Annotated in this window: 18 protein-coding genes and 1 other RNA gene; 11 read left to right on the top strand and 8 right to left on the bottom strand. The window is 54.0% G+C overall.

The window, feature by feature from the left end:
- Positions 1-11: 11 nt before the first annotated feature.
- The 6 genes from pgk (at position 12) to srsR (ending at position 6,081) form a co-directional block, all read left to right on the top strand.
- Positions 12-1,175 carry a phosphoglycerate kinase gene (gene pgk / locus OGW16_RS17600; RefSeq protein WP_043017527.1) on the top strand — a complete coding sequence of 388 codons (1,164 nt, stop codon included), beginning with the start codon at positions 12-14 and terminating at the stop codon, positions 1,173-1,175.
- A gap of 88 nt (positions 1,176-1,263) precedes the next feature.
- Positions 1,264-2,343 (top strand): class II fructose-bisphosphate aldolase, encoded by a 1,080-nt coding sequence (gene fbaA / locus OGW16_RS17595; RefSeq protein ID WP_003027029.1) that lies wholly within the window; start codon positions 1,264-1,266, stop codon positions 2,341-2,343.
- A gap of 191 nt (positions 2,344-2,534) precedes the next feature.
- Positions 2,535-3,395 carry a small-conductance mechanosensitive channel MscS gene (locus OGW16_RS17590; RefSeq protein WP_043017526.1) on the top strand — a complete coding sequence of 287 codons (861 nt, stop codon included), beginning with the start codon at positions 2,535-2,537 and terminating at the stop codon, positions 3,393-3,395.
- 190 nt (positions 3,396-3,585) lie between these two features.
- A complete protein-coding gene (gene argO, locus OGW16_RS17585; protein WP_043017991.1) occupies positions 3,586-4,221 on the top strand; it encodes an arginine exporter ArgO in 636 nt (211 codons plus the stop codon).
- 93 nt (positions 4,222-4,314) lie between these two features.
- Entirely contained in the window at positions 4,315-5,061 is a 747-nt protein-coding gene (locus tag OGW16_RS17580) for an oxidative stress defense protein (RefSeq protein WP_043017525.1), read from the top strand.
- A gap of 123 nt (positions 5,062-5,184) precedes the next feature.
- The gene (gene srsR / locus OGW16_RS17575) at positions 5,185-6,081 is read left to right on the top strand and encodes a LysR family transcriptional regulator SrsR (protein ID WP_043017524.1); all 897 of its coding nucleotides are present in this window, start codon (positions 5,185-5,187) and stop codon (positions 6,079-6,081) included.
- On the opposite strand, the gene scpC is transcribed toward srsR, so the two are convergent.
- The 5 genes from scpC to argP form a co-directional block, all read right to left on the bottom strand.
- Positions 6,078-7,544 carry a succinyl-CoA:acetate CoA-transferase ScpC gene (gene scpC, locus OGW16_RS17570; RefSeq protein WP_286518663.1) on the bottom strand — a complete coding sequence of 489 codons (1,467 nt, stop codon included), beginning with the start codon at positions 7,542-7,544 and terminating at the stop codon, positions 6,078-6,080. The two genes, srsR and scpC, sit on opposite strands and share 4 nt — an antisense overlap.
- Before the next feature lie 24 nt (positions 7,545-7,568).
- Positions 7,569-8,354, bottom strand: a complete 786-nt coding sequence (scpB, locus tag OGW16_RS17565; protein WP_008785757.1) for a methylmalonyl-CoA decarboxylase — start codon at positions 8,352-8,354, stop codon at positions 7,569-7,571.
- Positions 8,355-8,364: 10 nt separating this feature from the next.
- A complete protein-coding gene (meaB, locus tag OGW16_RS17560; RefSeq protein WP_286518662.1) occupies positions 8,365-9,360 on the bottom strand; it encodes a methylmalonyl Co-A mutase-associated GTPase MeaB in 996 nt (331 codons plus the stop codon).
- On the bottom strand, positions 9,353-11,497 hold the full coding sequence (scpA, locus tag OGW16_RS17555) for a methylmalonyl-CoA mutase (protein ID WP_043017521.1): 2,145 nt from the start codon (positions 11,495-11,497) through the stop codon (positions 9,353-9,355). The genes meaB and scpA overlap by 8 nt, the downstream gene beginning before the upstream one ends.
- A gap of 233 nt (positions 11,498-11,730) precedes the next feature.
- On the bottom strand, positions 11,731-12,624 hold the full coding sequence (gene argP / locus OGW16_RS17550; protein WP_043017520.1) for a DNA-binding transcriptional regulator ArgP: 894 nt from the start codon (positions 12,622-12,624) through the stop codon (positions 11,731-11,733).
- Positions 12,625-12,783: 159 nt separating this feature from the next.
- On the opposite strand from argP, the gene rpiA reads away from it, so the two are divergent.
- Positions 12,784-13,443, top strand: a complete 660-nt coding sequence (gene rpiA / locus OGW16_RS17545; RefSeq protein ID WP_286518661.1) for a ribose-5-phosphate isomerase RpiA — start codon at positions 12,784-12,786, stop codon at positions 13,441-13,443.
- Positions 13,444-13,714: 271 nt separating this feature from the next.
- Positions 13,715-14,947 (top strand): phosphoglycerate dehydrogenase, encoded by a 1,233-nt coding sequence (gene serA, locus OGW16_RS17540; protein ID WP_075145657.1) that lies wholly within the window; start codon positions 13,715-13,717, stop codon positions 14,945-14,947.
- Positions 14,948-15,328: 381 nt separating this feature from the next.
- On the opposite strand, the gene OGW16_RS17535 is transcribed toward serA, so the two are convergent.
- The 3 genes from OGW16_RS17535 to zapA form a co-directional block, all read right to left on the bottom strand.
- Entirely contained in the window at positions 15,329-15,925 is a 597-nt protein-coding gene (locus tag OGW16_RS17535) for a 5-formyltetrahydrofolate cyclo-ligase (protein WP_286518660.1), read from the bottom strand.
- A gap of 19 nt (positions 15,926-15,944) precedes the next feature.
- Positions 15,945-16,128: non-coding RNA, 6S RNA (gene ssrS, locus OGW16_RS17530), on the bottom strand.
- A 41-nt stretch (positions 16,129-16,169) separates the two neighbouring features.
- Entirely contained in the window at positions 16,170-16,499 is a 330-nt protein-coding gene (zapA, locus tag OGW16_RS17525; protein ID WP_003026980.1) for a cell division protein ZapA, read from the bottom strand.
- A 167-nt stretch (positions 16,500-16,666) separates the two neighbouring features.
- On the opposite strand from zapA, the gene OGW16_RS17520 reads away from it, so the two are divergent.
- From OGW16_RS17520 to ubiH, 3 genes are read left to right on the top strand one after another with little or no spacing between them, the layout of a single operon-like run.
- Entirely contained in the window at positions 16,667-17,245 is a 579-nt protein-coding gene (locus tag OGW16_RS17520) for a YecA/YgfB family protein (RefSeq protein ID WP_003026978.1), read from the top strand.
- A 24-nt stretch (positions 17,246-17,269) separates the two neighbouring features.
- On the top strand, positions 17,270-18,595 hold the full coding sequence (gene pepP / locus OGW16_RS17515) for a Xaa-Pro aminopeptidase (RefSeq protein WP_043017516.1): 1,326 nt from the start codon (positions 17,270-17,272) through the stop codon (positions 18,593-18,595).
- Complete coding sequence (ubiH, locus tag OGW16_RS17510; RefSeq protein WP_043017515.1) at positions 18,592-19,770, top strand: 2-octaprenyl-6-methoxyphenyl hydroxylase; 1,179 nt, start codon at positions 18,592-18,594, stop codon at positions 19,768-19,770. Before pepP ends, ubiH begins: the two co-directional genes overlap by 4 nt.
- Positions 19,771-19,773 lie beyond the last annotated feature (3 nt).

Here is a 19,773-nt window from a genome sequence, read left to right as displayed (position 1 = left end):
GAGGATTCACCATGTCTGTAATTAAGATGACCGATCTGGATCTGGCTGGTAAACGCGTTTTTATCCGTGCGGACCTGAACGTACCAGTTAAAGAAGGGAAAGTAACCAGCGATGCGCGTATCCGTGCTTCCCTGCCAACCATCGAACTGGCCCTGAAACAGGGTGCTAAAGTGATGGTAACTTCCCACCTGGGTCGTCCTACCGAAGGCGAGTACAACGAAGAATTCTCTCTGCTGCCGGTTGTTAACTATCTGAAAGACAAACTGTCTGCTCCAGTTCGCCTGGTAAAAGATTACCTGGACGGCGTTGAAGTCGCTGCCGGTGAACTGGTTGTTCTGGAAAACGTTCGCTTCAACAAAGGCGAGAAGAAAGACGACGAAGCGCTGTCCAAAAAATATGCTGCGCTGTGCGACGTATTCGTCATGGATGCTTTCGGTACGGCTCACCGTGCGCAGGCTTCTACCCACGGTATCGGCAAATTTGCTGACGTAGCGTGCGCTGGCCCGCTGCTGGCTGAAGAGCTGGATGCGCTGGGTAAAGCGCTGAAAGAACCTGCTCGTCCGATGGTGGCTATCGTTGGTGGTTCTAAAGTTTCTACCAAACTGACCGTTCTGGATTCTCTGTCAAAAATCGCTGACCAACTGATCGTTGGCGGTGGTATCGCGAACACCTTCGTTGCCGCTCAAGGCCACAACGTGGGTAAATCCCTGTATGAAGCTGACCTGGTTGACGAAGCTAAGCGCCTGCTGACCACTTGCGACATCCCGGTCCCGACCGACGTTCGCGTAGCGACTGAATTCTCTGAAACTGCACCGGCTACTCTGAAATCCGTTAGCGATGTGAAAGAAGACGAGCAGATCCTGGACATCGGCGACGCTTCTGCACAGCAACTGGCTGACATCCTGAAGAATGCGAAAACCATTCTGTGGAACGGCCCGGTTGGCGTGTTCGAATTCCCGAACTTCCGCAAGGGTACTGAAATCGTGGCTAACGCCATCGCAGACAGCGAAGCGTTCTCTATCGCAGGCGGCGGCGACACCCTGGCAGCTATCGACCTGTTCGGTATTGCTGACAAAATCTCCTACATCTCCACTGGCGGCGGCGCATTCCTCGAATTCGTGGAAGGCAAAGTACTGCCAGCAGTAGCGATGCTCGAAGAGCGCGCTAAAAAGTAAGCATTTAATGGGCAGGGTAACCTGCCCAATTATTAGCGCGCTTTAGAGCGCGCGCCCTTTCCAAGGCCGAAGATACAGGACTCGCAACATGTCTAAAATTTTTGATTTCGTAAAACCAGGCGTAATCACTGGTGATGACGTACAGAAAGTTTTCCAGGTAGCTAAAGAAAACAACTTTGCTCTGCCAGCTGTTAACTGCGTTGGTACCGACTCCATCAACGCCGTACTGGAAACCGCTGCAAAAGTTAAAGCGCCGGTAATCGTACAGTTCTCCAACGGTGGTGCTTCTTTCATCGCGGGTAAAGGCGTGAAGTCCGACGTTCCTCAGGGCGCTGCAATCCTGGGTGCTATCTCTGGCGCGCATCACGTTCACCAGATGGCTGAACACTACGGTGTTCCGGTTATCCTGCACACTGACCACTGCGCGAAGAAACTGCTGCCGTGGATCGACGGTCTGCTGGACGCGGGTGAAAAACACTTCGCAGCAACCGGCAAACCACTGTTCTCTTCTCACATGATCGACCTGTCTGAAGAGTCTCTGGAAGAGAACATCGAAATCTGCTCCAAATACCTGGCGCGCATGTCCAAAATGGGCATGACCCTGGAAATCGAACTGGGTTGCACCGGTGGCGAAGAAGATGGCGTGGACAACAGCCACATGGACGCTTCTGCACTGTACACCCAGCCGGAAGACGTTGATTACGCCTACACCGAGCTGAGCAAAATCAGCCCGCGTTTCACCATCGCAGCTTCCTTCGGTAACGTACACGGCGTTTACAAGCCGGGTAACGTTGTTCTGACCCCGACCATCCTGCGCGACTCTCAGGACTATGTTTCTAAGAAACATAACCTGCCGCACAACAGCCTGAACTTCGTCTTCCACGGCGGTTCCGGTTCTACTGCTCAGGAAATCAAAGACTCCGTAAGCTACGGCGTAGTGAAAATGAACATCGACACCGATACCCAATGGGCGACCTGGGAAGGCGTTCTGAACTACTACAAAGCAAACGAAGCTTACCTGCAGGGTCAGCTGGGCAACCCGAAAGGCGAAGATCAGCCGAACAAGAAATACTACGATCCGCGCGTATGGCTGCGTGCTGGTCAGGCAACCATGATCACCCGTCTGGAACAGGCTTTCAAAGAACTGAACGCGGTTGACGTTCTGTAATTAACGCCGTTCTACGTGACATGAGGCCCGCAAATGCGGGCCTTTTTTATTGCCATTTCAATGTGCTGCTGACAGAGAATTCTGTGATCTGTTTGGCAAAATCCAGGTTTATTGTTTACCCTTGTCAGGTTGCCAGTCCCGTGAGGGCGGCTTTATTTCTCCCGTTTGGGTAAGCAAAAAAGGAATAGTGAATGGAAGATTTGAATGTTGTCGACAGCATAAACGGTGCGGGCACCTGGCTGGTCCGCAATCAGGAGCTGCTGTTGAGCTATGCCGTCAACATCGTGGCGGCCATCGCCATTGTCATTATCGGTATGATCGTGGCGCGCATCGTATCTAACACCGTTAACCGCCTGATGCTGGCGCGTAAAATTGATGCAACCGTTGCCGACTTCCTCTCCGCACTGGTGCGCTACGGTATTATCGCTTTCACGCTGATTGCCGCTCTGGGCCGCGTTGGGGTACAAACCGCCTCCGTGATTGCCGTTCTCGGTGCCGCTGGTTTAGCCGTTGGTCTGGCACTGCAAGGTTCGTTGTCCAACCTCGCCGCTGGCGTGCTGTTGGTAATGTTCCGTCCGTTCCGTGCGGGTGAGTATGTAGACCTCGGCGGCGTAGCGGGAACCGTGCTCAACGTGCAGATTTTCTCCACGACCATGCGTACCGTTGACGGTAAGATTGTGGTGATCCCAAACGGTAAAATTATTGCCGGGAACATCATTAACTTCTCTCGCGAGCCGGTCCGTCGTAACGAATTTATCATCGGCGTAGCTTATGACTCCGATATCGATCAGGTGAAAAAAATCCTCACTGATATCATCCAGTCTGACGAACGAATCATTAAAGATCGTGAAATGACGGTGCGCCTGAATGAGCTGGGCGCTTCCTCGATTAATTTCGTCGTACGCGTCTGGAGCAACAGCAGCGATCTGCAAAGCGTCTATTGGGACGTTCTGGAGCGTATTAAACGCGAGTTTGACGCCAACGGCATCAGCTTCCCGTATCCGCAGATGGATGTGAACTTCAAGCGTGTGAAAGAGAGCGCTGCAGAGTAATCGCGTGCCCGGTGGCGCTATCGCTTACCGGGCCTACAAAATCTCCAGGCCGGACAAGGTGCCAGCCGCCATCCGGCATCTTCCCTCCTGGTATTAATTCCTCTTATCCCTGATTAAAATTATCAATTTCCGCTAATGATTTTCCCGCGCTATAGTCTGCTCCTAAGAGAAACAGTTCGGGATGATTAACGTGTTATCGTATTATTTTCAAGGGCTTGCACTTGGTGCGGCCATGATACTTCCGCTTGGTCCACAAAATGCTTTTGTGATGAATCAGGGGATCCGTCGCCAGTATCACATCATGATCGCTTTACTTTGCGCTATCAGCGATTTGGCGTTGATTTGCGCGGGGATCTTCGGCGGTAGCGCCTTGCTGATGCAGTCGCCGTGGCTGATGGCGCTGGTCACCTGGGGCGGCGTCGCCTTTTTACTCTGGTACGGTTTTGGTGCGTTAAAAACGGCGATGAGTAGTAATCTGGAGCTGGCCAGCGCTGAGGTGATGAAGCAGGGCCGCTGGAAAATCATTGCTACTATGCTGGCGGTGACGTGGCTCAATCCCCATGTTTATCTGGATACCTTTGTGGTGCTGGGGAGTCTGGGAGGGCAACTGGACGTTGAGCCTAAGCGCTGGTTTGCGCTGGGAACCGTCAGCGCTTCGTTCCTGTGGTTCTTCGGCCTGGCATTGCTGGCGGCCTGGCTTGCTCCGCGCCTGCGTACTGCTAAAGCACAGCGCATCATCAATACGCTGGTAGGATTAGTGATGTGGTTTATCGCTTTTCAGCTGGCAAAAGAAGGTGTTGCGCACGTTCATGCGTTGTTCAACTAAGTGTTGTCTGATGGACAACGCAGCGAGATCGGCTAAGCTTGCCTGCATGTGCCCTGAGTTTCGGGGTAATTAATGAAACATGGAGGAACGACCGTGAAGTTCAAAATAATGGCCCTGGCGGCATTAGTCGGATTCAGCGCACTATCGGTACAGGCAAATGAGTTGCCAAATGGACCGCACATCGTGACTTCCGGAACGGCAAGCGTGGATGCGACACCAGACATCGCCACTCTGGCGATTGAAGTGAACGTTGCTGCAAAGGATGCGGCTTCAGCGAAGAAGCAGGCTGATGAGCGCGTGGCGCAATATCTCTCCTTCCTTGAACAGAACCAGATAGCGAAGAAAGACATTAGCGCTGCAAACCTGCGTACCCAGCCGGACTACGACTACCAGAACGGCAAAAGCATCCTCAAAGGCTATCGTGCGGTGCGTACCGTTGAAGTCACGCTGCGTCAGCTGGACAAACTCAATGCGCTGCTTGATGGCGCACTAAAGGCCGGTCTGAATGAGATTCGTTCGGTATCGCTCGGTGTTGCCCAACCGGATGCTTATAAAGACAAGGCGCGTAAAGCAGCAATTGATGATGCTATTCATCAGGCTGAACAACTGGCAGCGGGCTTTAACAGTAAACTGGGTCCCGTTTACAGCGTACGCTATCACGTATCCAATTATCAACCGAGCCCGATGGTACGGATGATGAAAGCGGATGCTGCGCCTGCGACATCCGCTCAGGAAACCTACGAACAGCCGGTTATTCAGTTTGACGATCAGGTTGATGTCGTCTTCCAGATTGAGCCGACTGCGGGGCAGCCAACAGCAACGCCAGCCAAAACCCAGTAATCGTTCCAGACCCGGCTTTCCAGCCGGGTTTTTTATGTGACCAACTGTAAAAATGAGACCTCACATCCGGTCTTTTTTTTCGCCGTAATGAGGATAGGCCATAGCGATTTTTAAGGGGACGCTATGGATATTTTTATCTCGAAAAAGATGCGTAATTTCATTCTGCTGGCGCAAACCAATAACATCGCCAGAGCGGCAGAAAAAATACATATGACCGCATCGCCATTCGGTAAAAGCATTGCTGCACTGGAAGATCAAATCGGCTATACGCTGTTTACCCGCAAAGATAACAACATCAGTCTGAATAAAGCGGGACAGGAGCTGTATCAGAAGCTGTTTCCCGTTTATCAGCGCCTCTCTGCCATTGATAACGAAATCCATAACGCCTCTCGTCGTTCGCGGGAAATCGTCATCGGCATCGACAATACCTACCCAACGATTATTTTTGACCAGTTGATAAGCCTTGGTGATAAGTACCATGGTGTGACGGCCCAGGCCGTGGAGTTCAGTGAGAATGGGGTGATTGATAACCTGTTCGATCGCAAACTCGATTTTATCATCTCGCCGCAGCACGTTTCCCCCCGCGTCCAGGAGCTGGAAAATCTGGCGATCAATGAACTCCCTCCGCTGCGTCTGGGTTTTCTCGTTTCCCGGCGCTACGAAGAAAAACAGCCGCAGGATCTGCTGCGCGAGTTGCCCTGGCTGCAAATGCGCTTCCAGAATCGCGCTAACTTTGAGGCGATGCTGGATGCCTACATGCGACCCTGTGGGATTAACCCGACGATTATTTACCGTCCATACAGCTTTATGGCCAAGATTAGCGCGGTGGAGCGCGGGCAGTTTTTGACGGTGATCCCTCATTTCGCCTGGCGGCTGGTGAATCCGTCGACGCTAAAGTATTTCGACGCGCCCGGTAGCCCCATGTATATGCAAGAATTTCTCTATTCACTGAAAAATCATCGCTATACCGCCACCATGCTCGAGCATATTGCTGAGGATCGTGACGGTACGGCAAGTTAACCAAGCATTGAACCTGTTTCGAGCAGGTTGCGATGCAGATCGAAAGCATGGCTGAGATCGTGATGGATATGCCCGCCGGGCGCTTTCTCCAGATAGCGGTGCAGGTAATCCCGGTAAAGAGGGTGCGCACAGTTATCGATAATCGTGTGCGCCCGCTGCATCGGAGATAACCCACGCAGATCGGCAATCCCTTGTTCGGTCACGATCACTTTAACGCTATGTTCGCTGTGATCGACATGGCTGCACATCGGTACGATGGTGGAGATTTTCCCGCCTTTGGCAATCGACGGCGCCATAAAGATAGACAGGTAGGCGTTGCGCTCGAAATCCCCGCTGCCGCCGATGCCGTTCATCAGGTTCACGCCCGCAACGTGCGTGGAATTGGCATGGCCGTAGATATCAAATTCCAGGCCCACGTTGAGCGCGATAACCCCCAGCCGTCGAATGATTTCTGGGTTATTGGAGATCTCCTGCGGGCGCAGCACAATACGGCTGGCGAAGAAGTCCATGTTGTCGTAAATCTTCTGTAGCGAGGGGGCTGAAATGGTCAGGCTGGAGGCGCTGGCGCCGGTTATCTTGCCCGTTTCCAGCAGATGCACCACCGACTCCTGCAACACCTCCGAATACATCATAAAGGGCGGGATATCCGGGTTTTCCCCCAGCCGCGCCATCACCGCGTTGTTGATATTGCCCACGCCGCTTTGTAAGGGTAGAAACTCAGCTGGAATGCGTTTGTGCGCCATTTCTGCCAACAGGAAAGTGACGACGTTATCGGCAATTTGTTGGCTGACCGGATTGGTTTTATCCGCCGTATTTCCTGCATCGGGTAGGTCGGTATCCACTATCGCGACCACTTTCTGCGGGTCTATCTGCACGCACTGACTGCCCACGCGATCCATGGTATGAAATATGGGTACGCTGTTACGCCGCGGCGGTGCGCCGGGTATCACGATGTCGGCAAACTCCGCCACGCGCGGATTATGGTAATGATTCAGTTCAATGATCACTTTTTTCGCCCGCAGAAGCCAGGTGGGCGCATTACCAATACCGCTGGAAAGCCAAATCCGTCCATCTGGCGCAATGGCGGAAGCTTCAATGACGGCAATATCGATCTCGCCAAAAAAGCCGTAATTAACCATCTGCGCAACCTCGCTCAAATGGAGATCGACAAACCTCACCTGGCCCTGATTAATTTTCTCGCGCAGGCCCGATGAGGTTTGATAAGGCGCGCGCCAGGAAACGGCATCCGCCGCGGATAGGACATCATCAGCAGCAGCGCCAATTGATGCTCCGGTCAGCAGGCGGATCTGAAAAGGCTGCCCGAGCTGATGCTGTTCGCATGCGCGTTGGGCAATTGCGCTGGGTAACGCTTTTGGCGAACCTGCGGGGGTAAAGCCGCTGAATGCCACCATATCATCGTGCTGGATAATTTCTGCCGCCTGTTCGGCGCTCATCCGTTTCATGGCCGTCTCCTTTCTCGGACGTGATTAATGGCCGACAAAATTGGGTTTACGTTTTTCCATAAACGCGTTCATCCCTTCCTGATAATCCTCGCTGTCGTACACCGCGCGGCGCATGCCCTGAATACGCTCGAACTCATCGGAATTCATGGTGTGCGCTTCACCCAGCACGCGCAGTTCTTCTTTGATGACGGCGATTGCCAGCGGCGCTTTTTCCGAGATGTGGTGCGCCATTTGCAGGGTGAAATCTTCCAGTTCCTCGACAGGTACGACATGGTTGAGGATCCCGACCGCCATGGCGCGTTGAGCGGTGATGGGCGAGGCGGTAAAAATCAGTTCTTTAACGATGTGAAAACCAGCGTCGCGGGTCAGGTTGTGGATGCCCACAAGGTTATACGGCACGCCGAGGTTGACCGGGGTCATTGAGAAGGTGGATGTACTGGCTGCGATGATCAGATCGGAACTCATGATCATCTCAAACGCGCCGCCCCAGACGCTGCCTTCGACCATGGAGATCACCGGCTTCGGGTATTTTTGGATCATACGGGTTATCTGACGCAGCGGATCGTCATAGGAGAGCGGATCGCGACGTCCGGTGGGGAGCTCATGAATATCATGCCCGGCAGAGAACACTTTGGCCCCGCTCGGAGCGCGTAGAATGATGCAGCGAATGTCCGCACGATTGAGGTCGCTCAGCGCCTGCATCAGATCGTCAATAAACACTTTGCTCAGGGCATTGAGCTTGCGCGCGTAGTTGAACTCAATAACCGCGACTTTCTGGATGATGACCACGTTGACGTATTGATAAGACATAATGTTCTCTTTATTGAAAGTAATGATGCTGGATAAATTCGCTGATAAGCCGCAGACCGGTGCGCGGCGAAAGATCATTGTTTTTGACAGCCTGCAGCGTCTGCTGGAAATAACGGTCGAAATCAGCCCGGGCAAACAGCAGATGCAGCGCTTCTTCTTCAGCCTGCTGATGTAACCAGTCCACCGCCTGCTGCTGGCGAACTTTTTCCAGTCGACCGCTGGCGGTCAGGCATGTTTTAAAGTCGGTTATCGCCTGCCAGATTTCCTCAATGCCGCGTTTTTCCAGGGCGCTACAGGTCAGAACTCGCGGCTGCCACTCGTCATATTTACGGCGCAAAATGTGCAGGGCGGATTCGTACATATGGCGGGCGATCGCAACGCTGGTATGGTTCTCGCCGTCGTCTTTATTGATGACGACCAGATCCGCCATTTCCATCAGGCCTTTTTTGATACCCTGTAAATCGTCGCCACCGCCAGCGATTTGCAGTGAGATAAAGCAATCCACCATACCTGCGACTTCGGTTTCTGACTGTCCAACGCCGACGGTCTCTACAATCACCACGTCAAAGCCAGCCGCTTCGCACAGCAGCATTAATTCGCGTGCGCGCTGGCTGGCGCCGCCTAAATGACCGCTGGAAGGGACCGGGCGAATAAACGCAGATTCTGCGCGGGCAAGCTCCGTCATGCGGGTCTTATCACCAAGAATGCTGCCGCCGCTGACCGGGCTGCTGGGATCGACGGCGATCACCGCCACCCGTAATCCGTGGCGGATGAGCAGCATACCGAATGCTTCCAGGAACGTACTTTTACCCGCGCCCGGCGTGCCGGTGATCCCTAAGCGCAGGGCGTTACCGGTGAACGGCATAATCGCGTCCAGCAATTGCGTACTTAACGGCTGGTGGCGCGGGTGGTTGCTTTCGACCAGCGTCATTGCCTGGGCGAGCGTCGCTCGTTCACCGAGTCGTAAGCGGCGGACGGTATCCTCAAGCGTGGCGGCGTTAATCATGATGTTGACTGATACGGGTCAACACATCGCGGACGCTGTCGAGCATTGGCGTGCCGGGGCCATAAATGGCTGCTACACCATGCTCGTGCAGGAAGGCGTAATCCTGTGGCGGAATAACGCCTCCTGCTACCACACAGATATCTTCACGCCCCCATTTTTTGAGTGCGGTAACCAACTCCGGGATCAGCGTTTTATGGCCTGCCGCCAGTGACGATGCGCCTATTACATGCACATCGTTTTCTACCGCCAGACGGGCGATCTCTTCTGGTGTGGAGAACATCGGGCTGAGATCGACATCGAAACCGAGATCGGAGTAGGCGCTGGCGATCACCTTCGCGCCGCGATCGTGGCCGTCCTGGCCCATCTTGGCGATCAGAATGCGCGGGCGACGGCCATTTTCCGTGAGGAAGCGTTCGGTTTGCGCAACGATAGCGTCAAACTCATCGGCGGATTTATCAGACTGGTGATAGCTTTGCGCAATCACGCCGGTAACGCACTGGCTGGGAACCAGATATCGGTCAAAGGCGACTTCCAGCGCGTCGGAGATTTCACCGAGCGTGGCGCGAACGCGGGCGGCGTTGACGGCGGCAGCCAGCAGGTTTTCATTATGCTGCGCGGCGTGGGTCAGCGCGGATAGTGCGGTTTTAACGGCATCGTTGTCGCGGGTGGCGCGGATATGCTGCAGCGAAGCAATTTGCTCATTACGCACCTTCACGTTGTCGATCTCCAGTACCGACGTCTCGTCTTCTTTATCCAGCTTGTACTTGTTCACGCCAACAATAACGCGCTTACCTTGGTCGATCAGCGACTGTTCGCGCGCGGAAGCTTCCTCGATCATCCGTTTAGGGAGCCCGGCTTCGATCGCTTTCGCCATGCCACCTGCCTCGTCAATCTGCTTGATGATCGTACGCGCCTGCTTGACGATTTGATCTGTGAGTGACTCGACGTAATACGATCCGGCCAGCGGATCGACGGTGCGGCAGATCTCTGATTCTTCCTGAATGATGATTTGCGTATTACGCGCAATACGGGCGGAGAAATCGGTGGGCAAACCGAGCGCTTCATCAAAGGCGTTGGTATGCAGCGACTGGGTGCCGCCGAGCGTAGCGCCGAGCGCTTCAATGGTGGTACGTACCACGTTGTTGTAAGGATCCTGCTCGGTCAGACTCCAGCCGGAGGTCTGGCAGTGGGTACGCAGAGCGAGAGATTTTGGGTTCGTCGCGCCAAAACTGCTGACCGCTTCGCTCCACAAATATCGCGCCGCGCGCAGCATGGCGACGTTCATAAACAGATCCATGCCGATGCCGAAGAAGAACGACAGGCGCGGGGCGAAGTCATCTATTTTCAGTCCGGCGGAAAGTGCGGCTTTGATGTATTCAATACCGTCTGCCAGCGTAAAGGCCACCTGCTGCACGCAGTTTGCCCCAGCTTCACCCATGTGATAGCCGCTGATGCTGATGGTGTTAAAGCGCGGCATGTTGCCGGAGCACCAGGCGATGATGTCGGCGATAATGCGCATCGACGGTTTTGGTGGATAAATGTAGGTGTTGCGACACAGGTATTCTTTCAGAATATCGTTCTGAATGGTCCCGGTGAGCTGTTCCGGCGTTACGCCTTGTTCTTCTGCTGCGACGATATAAAACGCCAGTACCGGCAGCACCGCGCCGTTCATGGTCATCGATACCGACATCTTATCCAGCGGGATCTGGTCGAACAGTACCTTCATATCTTCGACGGTATCGATCGCCACGCCGGCTTTACCGACGTCTCCCGACACGCGTGGGTTGTCTGAGTCATAGCCACGATGGGTGGCAAGGTCAAAGGCGACGGAAAGCCCTTTTTGCCCGGCGGCGAGGTTGCGGCGGTAAAAGGCGTTGGACTCTTTGGCGGTAGAAAAACCGGCGTACTGACGAATGGTCCACGGCTGTGCGGTATACATGGTGGCGCGTGGGCCGCGCACGTAAGGCGGCAGGCCGGGAAGGGTGCCCGTGACTTCCAGATTATCGAGGTCTGCTTCAGTGTACAGCGGCTTGATGGCAATCCCTTCCGCTGTCTGTCTTTCCAGCGACTCGACGGTTTTTTCCCGTCGGCTGAGTTCTTTATTGGCGAGTGTTTGCCACTCCTGCACGTTTGCCATTTTTTGCTCCGTATTACGCAATAAGTTGAATCTTTGCGAATACGGTGTGCTTTTTCATTTGGCTTGTCGCCAGCAAAAAATAGCCAACAGGACGTCGTTTTTTGCCGCGCGGCGTGTTTTATTTTGTGATGTATTTCAAAGACGTGGCAGGAATAGCATGAAAAGAGGGTATAAGGCTTGTAGGCCGGATAAAGCGTTACGCCGCCATCCGGCACTCAGGAGGAATAAACGGTTTAATCCTGACGCAGCACGTTGTGGCCATAGGCCAGCAGCGCATCGGTGACGTTGCGCATCATGCGGCTTTCCGGCGCAAAGCGATGCCAGTACAGCATCCGACGCTGGAACAGGCCCGGTGTTAAGTCGATAAGTTCGCCGCTTGCCAGCTCTTTCTCAATCTGTAAATGTGGGATCATGCAGCAGGTGGTTCCCTGACGAGCCAGTTGAACGAAGGCTTCAGACGAGTTAACGATATGGCATGGTACGCTGCCTGGCGGCAGGTCGAAATTTTGTTGCAGGAACGCCTGGTGCATATCATCAAGATGGTCAAACGCTACCGCCGGGGCTTTCAGCAGGGCAGAGCGGGTGACGCCGTTAGGGAAATAACGCTCGGCGAAAGGTTTTGATCCAACAAACAGATAGTCCAGTGCGCCAAGTTTATCCACCAGACAGCTTGGCAGTGCCTGATGCTGAATACTCACCGCACCGACCACTTCACCACGACGCAGACGTTCCTGGGTGCGCGTTTCATCCTCAACCTGCAGGTTCAGGCGAATCGGTGAATTTGCCAGTACCGGGGCCAGCGCCGGAAGTAACCAGGTTGCCAGACTGTCGGCGTTCACCGCCAGCGAGAGCAGCAGCGGCGTTGAGCCGGTTTGTTCATCGCCCAGCCACTCGTCTTCCAGCAGTTCAACCTGACGCAAAAGCGCCAGCAGTTTCTGCCCTTGCTCGGTTGGGCGTGGTGGTACGGTACGCACCAGCAACGGTTGTCCGAACATATTCTCAAGCTGTTTTATGCGCTGTGAAACGGCGGATTGCGTGATGCACAGCTTTTGCGCCGCGCGCTCAAATCCTCGTTCACGAATAACCGCATCCAGTGCTTGTAGTGTTCTGTAGTCCGGACGTTTCATTGCTTTGACGCACTCCTGAAATTTTTGCTTGTTCTGCACTATGACACAATTTTTGATTGGGTAAAGACGAAATCCGCCGCTTGCGAGCGGGTGTGGGGACATTTTTCTGCGCAATGTTCTATAATGCGCGTGAATTTTCCCACCACAGGCGAAACGATCATGACGCAGGATGAACTGAAAAAAGCAGTAGGATGGGCGGCACTTAAGTATGTACAGCCCGGTACCATTGTGGGCGTAGGTACAGGTTCAACAGCCGCACACTTTATTGATGCGCTGGGCACAATGAAAGGTCAGATTGAAGGTGCGGTATCCAGTTCGGACGCCTCGACCGAAAAACTCAAAAGCCTTGGCATCCACGTGTTCGACCTTAACGAAGTTGACAGCCTCGACGTATACGTTGACGGCGCGGATGAAATTAACGGCCACATGCAGATGATCAAGGGCGGCGGCGCAGCGTTGACCCGTGAAAAAATCATTGCTTCCGTAGCGAAGAAATTTATCTGTATCGCGGATGTGTCTAAAGAAGTCGATATTCTCGGCAACTTCCCGCTGCCGGTTGAAGTGATCCCAATGGCGCGCAGCGCTGTGGCTCGCCAGTTGGTGAAGCTGGGCGGTCGTCCTGAATACCGTCAGGGCGTCGTGACGGACAACGGCAACGTGATCCTCGATGTATACGGTCTGGAGATCCTCGACGCCATCGCGCTGGAAAATGCCATCAACGGGATTCCGGGTGTGGTAACCGTCGGTCTGTTTGCCAACCGTGGTGCGGATGTCGCGCTGATCGGTACGCCAGATGGCGTGAAAACTATCGTAAAATGATCTGACGGGAGCGTCTTCTCCCGTTAAAAAAATTTTGGCAGGGCAAATTTGGTGACTTGTGTCACGTTTATAATATTGTCCTGCCGATCTCTCCAAAGAAAAAGTTATCGCCAGTATTTTCCTCTGACATTTCTCGTTGAATGACATTTCTTCAGCACGGCGACGCAAACGTTCATATTGCCGCAATATTTTTTTTTGATATGTTGAAGAGACGGATGAAAATCCCACACACAACACATCAGTTTGAACAAAAAAAGACAGGGTCGGGGAAATGGCAAAGGTATCACTGGAGAAAGATAAGATTAAATTTCTGCTGGTTGAAGGCGTACACCAAAAAGCGCTCGAAAGTCTTCGTGCAGCAGGTTATACCAACATCGAGTTTCACAAAGGCGCTCTGGACACTGAGCAACTGAAAGAGTCCATCCGTGATGCCCACTTCATTGGCCTGCGATCCCGTACCCATCTGACGGAAGATGTGATTGACGCCGCAGAGAAACTGGTCGCGATTGGCTGCTTTTGTATCGGCACCAACCAGGTTGATCTGTCCGCTGCGGCAAAACGCGGGATCCCCGTGTTCAACGCGCCATTCTCTAACACGCGTTCCGTTGCGGAACTGGTGATTGGCGAACTGCTGCTACTGCTACGCGGCGTACCCGAAGCGAACGCCAAAGCACACCGCGGCGTGTGGAATAAACTGGCTACCGGCTCGTTTGAAGCGCGTGGCAAAAAACTGGGGATCATCGGCTACGGCCACATTGGTACTCAGTTGGGCATTCTGGCGGAATCGCTGGGGATGCATGTCTATTTCTATGATATTGAAAATAAACTCCCGCTTGGCAACGCCACCCAGGTTCAGCATCTTTCCGACCTGCTCAATATGAGCGACGTGGTGAGCCTGCACGTACCGGAAAACGCCTCCACCAAAAATATGATGGGTGCGCATGAGATTGCGCTGATGAAACCAGGCGCACTGCTGATCAACGCCGCACGTGGTACGGTTGTCGATATTCCTGCGCTGTGTGATGCGCTGGCAACAAAACATCTGGCGGGAGCGGCCATCGACGTCTTCCCAACGGAACCTGCTTCTAACAGCGATCCGTTCACCTCGCCGCTGTGTGATTTCGACAACGTGATCCTGACGCCGCATATCGGTGGGTCCACGCTGGAAGCACAGGAAAACATCGGTCTGGAAGTGGCTGGGAAACTGACCAAGTATTCCGACAACGGCTCTACGTTGTCTGCGGTTAACTTCCCGGAAGTTTCGCTGCCGCTGCACGGTGGTCGTCGTCTGATGCACATTCACGAAAACCGTCCGGGCGTTTTGACCGCGCTGAACCAGATTTTTGCCGAGCAGGGCGTCAACATTGCCGCGCAGTATCTGCAGACTTCCGCACAGGTAGGTTATGTGGTTATTGATATTGAAGCGGATGAAGATGTGGCGGAGAAAGCGCTGCTGGCGATGAAGGCCCTTCCGGGAACCATTCGCGCGCGTCTGCTTTACTGATTACCTCTACATGGGCAGGCGGTTGACCTGCCCATCTTTCCTCTGATTTCCCGGCCTCAAAATCTCTTTCTGTAACGCATACATTCTGTTTTCGAGCCTTGCCGCAATTGGTAACTAAAGGCAGCGTTGCGTGTTGTACAGCACTAAAAGGAATTTACGATAGAGGCGCAGCATCGCGCTGAAACGGGAAAGCCCCTACCGAAGCAGGGGCTCTAAAAAGGAAAGGGACGATGATGAGATACGTCATCATGCTGCTGATCCTGTTAATCATCGCTTGCCCAGCATATTAACAGAGAGTACGCAGGAGGGAGGTTCGCCTCCCTCACCCTTCACCGAGGAATTTAGGTCAAAAAAACGGCGCTGTCAATCGGCAAAAAACGGCTACCACTCCCAAATTTTGGACGGCGTTACCACCGCAGGCAGTGGGATATCCCACTCTTCGACAGGCAGCTTTTCCACTAACTGGCAATCATGTGCGTAGCCCACGGGTTGGATCTTATGCTGTTGCCAGTTTTGCAACGTGCGATCATAAAATCCGCCGCCCATCCCCAGACGCTGCCCATCCTCGTCAAACGCCACTAACGGCGTAATCAGTACATCCAGCTGTGACAGCGGCAATACGTCGCGGACATCAAGTCGTGGTTCCTGAATCTTTAAGCGATTGGTGACCAGGTCGCTGCGCGGATGATAGTGCAGGAACAGCAGGTTGCCAGGGCTAAAGGGATGAAGAACCGGAAGGCAGACGCGCTTACCCGCTCGCCACAGCTGTTCGATCAACGGTTGGGTGTCGAGTTCGCCATCAAACGAGAGGAATACCGCCACGGTATGAGCGAGTACAACAGGGGGATAACTGAGCATTCGGGTCGCGGCTTGCTGACCGTATTGTCGCTGCTGTTCGGAGGTAAGCGCACGACGACGCTGACGAATCAGTTGACGGATTTCTTGTCGGGATAAAGGGAGTTCAGAAAGTAATGTCATGGCTGTTGCCAGGTAGAAGGGAATCTCCGAGATGCCGCCGCAGGCTGTAACCCTTGAACCCTTGGTTCAAGGTGAATGTGTCGTCACAGTTTTAAGGCTTCTCGGACGGGCCGAGCATGCTCACCAACCATGGAGCGCCACATTCTTGTGGTATGAAATATCGGCTCAGGGGACTGGCCCGCTTGCAAACATCTCAGAGAAATTTTGTCTTCACGGTCACTCTACCACAGTAAACCGAAAAGTGTTATTCAAAGTTTTGGCCCGTTTTTTCGGTTATGCGACCCTGATCAAGCAACGCCTGTTCGATGGTCTGTTGTAGCATCCGAATACGTTGTTCCATGCTCGCCGCGTACTCACGCGTCTTCGCTTTTTCCTGAGTTAATTCATAGCTGATGTTCAACGCGGCGATGAAAACCAACTGCTCAGTATTTGTGACTCTAGTGCGAACTTTCAGATCTTGCAATCGCTGATTGAGATCGTCCGCAGCCTGATTCAACGCATCCCTTTGTTCAGGCGGGCAATTCACTCGCAGTGAACGGCCAAATATTTGGATATCGACGGGTTGTGCAGACATGCCACCTTCCTGCTGATTGACTGCGCTGCCTTCGTCTCCAGACCTTGGGTCCGCGAAGGGGCGACACTATAGCTACCCTGGTATCAAGATACAAGCCCTTTTCTGGTCCACCAGGGTCCAAAGTGGTAGCATACCATGAATATTCCTCCCTTTGATGACGAATGCTTATGTCTATACAGAACGAAATGCCTGGCTACAACGAAGTTAGCCAGTTTTTGAACCAACAAGGGGCTGGATTAACCCCGGCCGAAATGCACGGCTTAATCAGCGGGATGATTTGCGGCGGCAACAACGACAGCTCATGGCAGCCGCTGCTGCACGACTTGACGAACGAAGGTCTGGCCTTCGGCCACGAGCTGGCTCAGGCACTGCTGAAAATGCACTCTGCTACCAGCGATGCCCTCGAGGACGACGGCTTCCTTTTTCAGCTTTATCTGCCAGAAGGCGATGACGTCAGCGTGTTCGATCGCGCCGATGCGCTGGCGGGGTGGGTAAACCACTTTTTGCTGGGGCTTGGCGTGACGCAGCCGAAGCTCGACAAAGTGACCGGTGAAACCGGGGAAGCGATTGACGACTTGCGCAATATCGCCCAGTTGGGATATGACGAAGACGAAGATCAGGAAGAGCTGGAAATGTCGCTCGAAGAGATAATTGAATACGTGCGCGTTGCCGCTTTGCTGTGTCATGACACGTTTACGCGTCAGCAGCCGACCGCGCCGGAAGTCCGTAAACCGACTCTGCACTAAGAACGAAACGCAAAGGAGAGTGTGATGAGCGAGATATCTCAGCAAGAATTCCAGCGTCGTCGCCAGGCATTACTGGCACAAATGCAGCCTGGCAGCGCCGCGCTGATTTTTGCCGCGCCTGAAGCGACGCGTAGCGCGGACAGTGAATACCCGTACCGCCAAAGCAGTGATTTCTGGTACTTCACCGGTTTTAACGAACCTGAAGCCGTGCTGGTGCTGATTAAAAGTGATGACACTCATAACCACAGCGTTTTGTTCAACCGGGTTCGCGATCTGACGGCGGAGATCTGGTTTGGCCGCCGTCTGGGCCAGGATGCTGCACCGGAAAAACTCGGCGTTGATCGGGCGCTGGCCTTCAGTGAAATCAACCAACAGCTGCACCTGTTGCTCAATGGTCTGGACGCGGTGTATCACGCGCAGGGCGAGTATGCCTGGGCGGATGAGATTGTGTGCACGGCGCTGGATAAACTGCGTAAAGGCGCCAGACAAAATCTGCACGCGCCCGCCGCGATTATCGACTGGCGCCCAATGGTGCATGAAATGCGCCTGTTCAAATCAGCGGAAGAAATTGCGGTCATGCGCCGTGCCGGAGAGATCACCGCGCTGGCGCATACCCGCGCGATGGAAAAATGTCGTCCGGGAATGTTTGAATACCAGCTGGAAGGTGAGATTCACCACGAATTTACCCGCCATGGCGCGCGTTATCCGTCCTATAACACGATTGTCGGCAGCGGTGAAAACGGCTGTATCCTGCATTACACCGAAAATGAAAGTGAAATGCGCGATGGCGATCTGGTGCTGATTGACGCTGGCTGTGAATACAAAGGCTATGCGGGCGACATTACGCGTACCTTCCCGGTAAACGGTAAATTTACCCCGGCACAGCGTGAAATTTATGACATTGTGCTGGAATCCTTAGAAACCAGCCTGCGTCTGTATCGTCCCGGAACGTCCATCCAGGACGTCACCGGAGAGGTTGTGCGCATCATGATTACGGGTCTGGTGAAGCTTGGCATTCTGCACGGCGAGGTTGACCAGCTAATTACCGAAAATGCGCACCGCCCATTCTTTATGCATGGTCTTAGCCACTGGCTGGGGCTGGATGTGCATGACGTCGGCGTTTACGGTCAGGATCGTTCACGCATTCTTGAGCCTGGAATGGTACTCACCGTCGAGCCGGGGCTGTATATCGCGCCGGACGCCGATGTACCGCCTGCTTATCGCGGTATTGGCATTCGTATTGAAGATGACATCCTCATCACCGAAGACGGCAATGAAAACCTGACCGCCAGCGTGGTGAAGAGTGCGGATGACATTGAAGCCTTAATGGCCGCGGCGCGACTGCAATGAGCGTGATTATCGTCGGTGGTGGTATGGTTGGCGCGACGCTGGCGCTGGCTATTTCTCAGCTCAGCCATGGGACTCTGCCGGTTCATCTTATAGAAGCGAGCGAACCTGAAACTGACCGCCATCCTGGGTTTGACGCCCGGGCGATCGCGCTTGCGGCAGGAACCTGCCAACAGCTGGCGCGAATTGGCGTATGGCAGGCGATTGCCGATTGCGCAACGGCCATTAAAACGGTTCACGTCAGCGATCGCGGCCATGCCGGATTTGTGACGCTGGATGCGCAGGAATACCGTATTCCAGCGCTGGGCCAGGTGGTAGAACTGCACGATGTCGGGCTGCGTCTGTTTGCGCTGCTGCGCAAAGCGCCGGGCGTCACGCTGCATTGTCCCGATCGCGTAGCCAGCGTGGCGCGTACGCAGGAACATGTTGAGGTCACGCTGGAAAATGGCGAGGTTATTACCGGTCGCGTGGTGGTCGCCGCTGACGGTACACGTTCCGCGCTGGCTACCGCCTGCGGCGTTGACTGGCAGCAGCAGCCCTATGAACAACTGGCAGTAATTGCCAACGTCACGACTTCTGTTGCGCATGACGGGCGGGCGTTTGAACGCTTCACGCAATATGGTCCGCTGGCAATGTTGCCGATGTCTGATGGCCGCTGTTCGCTGGTGTGGTGCCATCCGCTGGAACGGCGTGATGAGTTAATGGCCTGGTCCGACGAACGGTTTTGCCGTGAACTGCAAACCGCGTTTGGCTGGCGGCTGGGGCGTATTACTCAGGCAGGTAAACGCAACGCCTATCCGCTTTCGTTAACTTCGGCGCAAAAAGCGATTACCCATCGTACCGTGCTGGTTGGGAACGCAGCCCAGACGCTGCATCCTATTGCCGGACAAGGTTTTAACCTTGGTCTGCGTGACGTAATGAGCCTGGCTGAGACGTTGACGCAGGCGCAAAACAACACGGAAGATATCGGTGATTATGCGGTGCTGGCACGCTATCAGCAGCGTCGCGAACGCGATCGCGAGACGACGATTGGTGTGACCAACAATTTAGTGTATTTGTTTGCCAATCGCTGGGCTCCGCTGGTTGTTGGGCGCAACGTCGGGCTGATGGCGATGGAATTATTCACACCCGCGCGCGATGCGCTGGCGGAGCGGACCCTGGGTTGGGTCGCGCGATAAATA

The organism is Citrobacter sp. Ce104 (assembly GCF_030334595.1).
Taxonomy (GTDB): domain Bacteria; phylum Pseudomonadota; class Gammaproteobacteria; order Enterobacterales; family Enterobacteriaceae; genus Citrobacter; species Citrobacter europaeus.
Note: the sequence above shows the minus strand (reverse complement) of the source record. Positions and strands in the feature narration are given on the sequence as shown.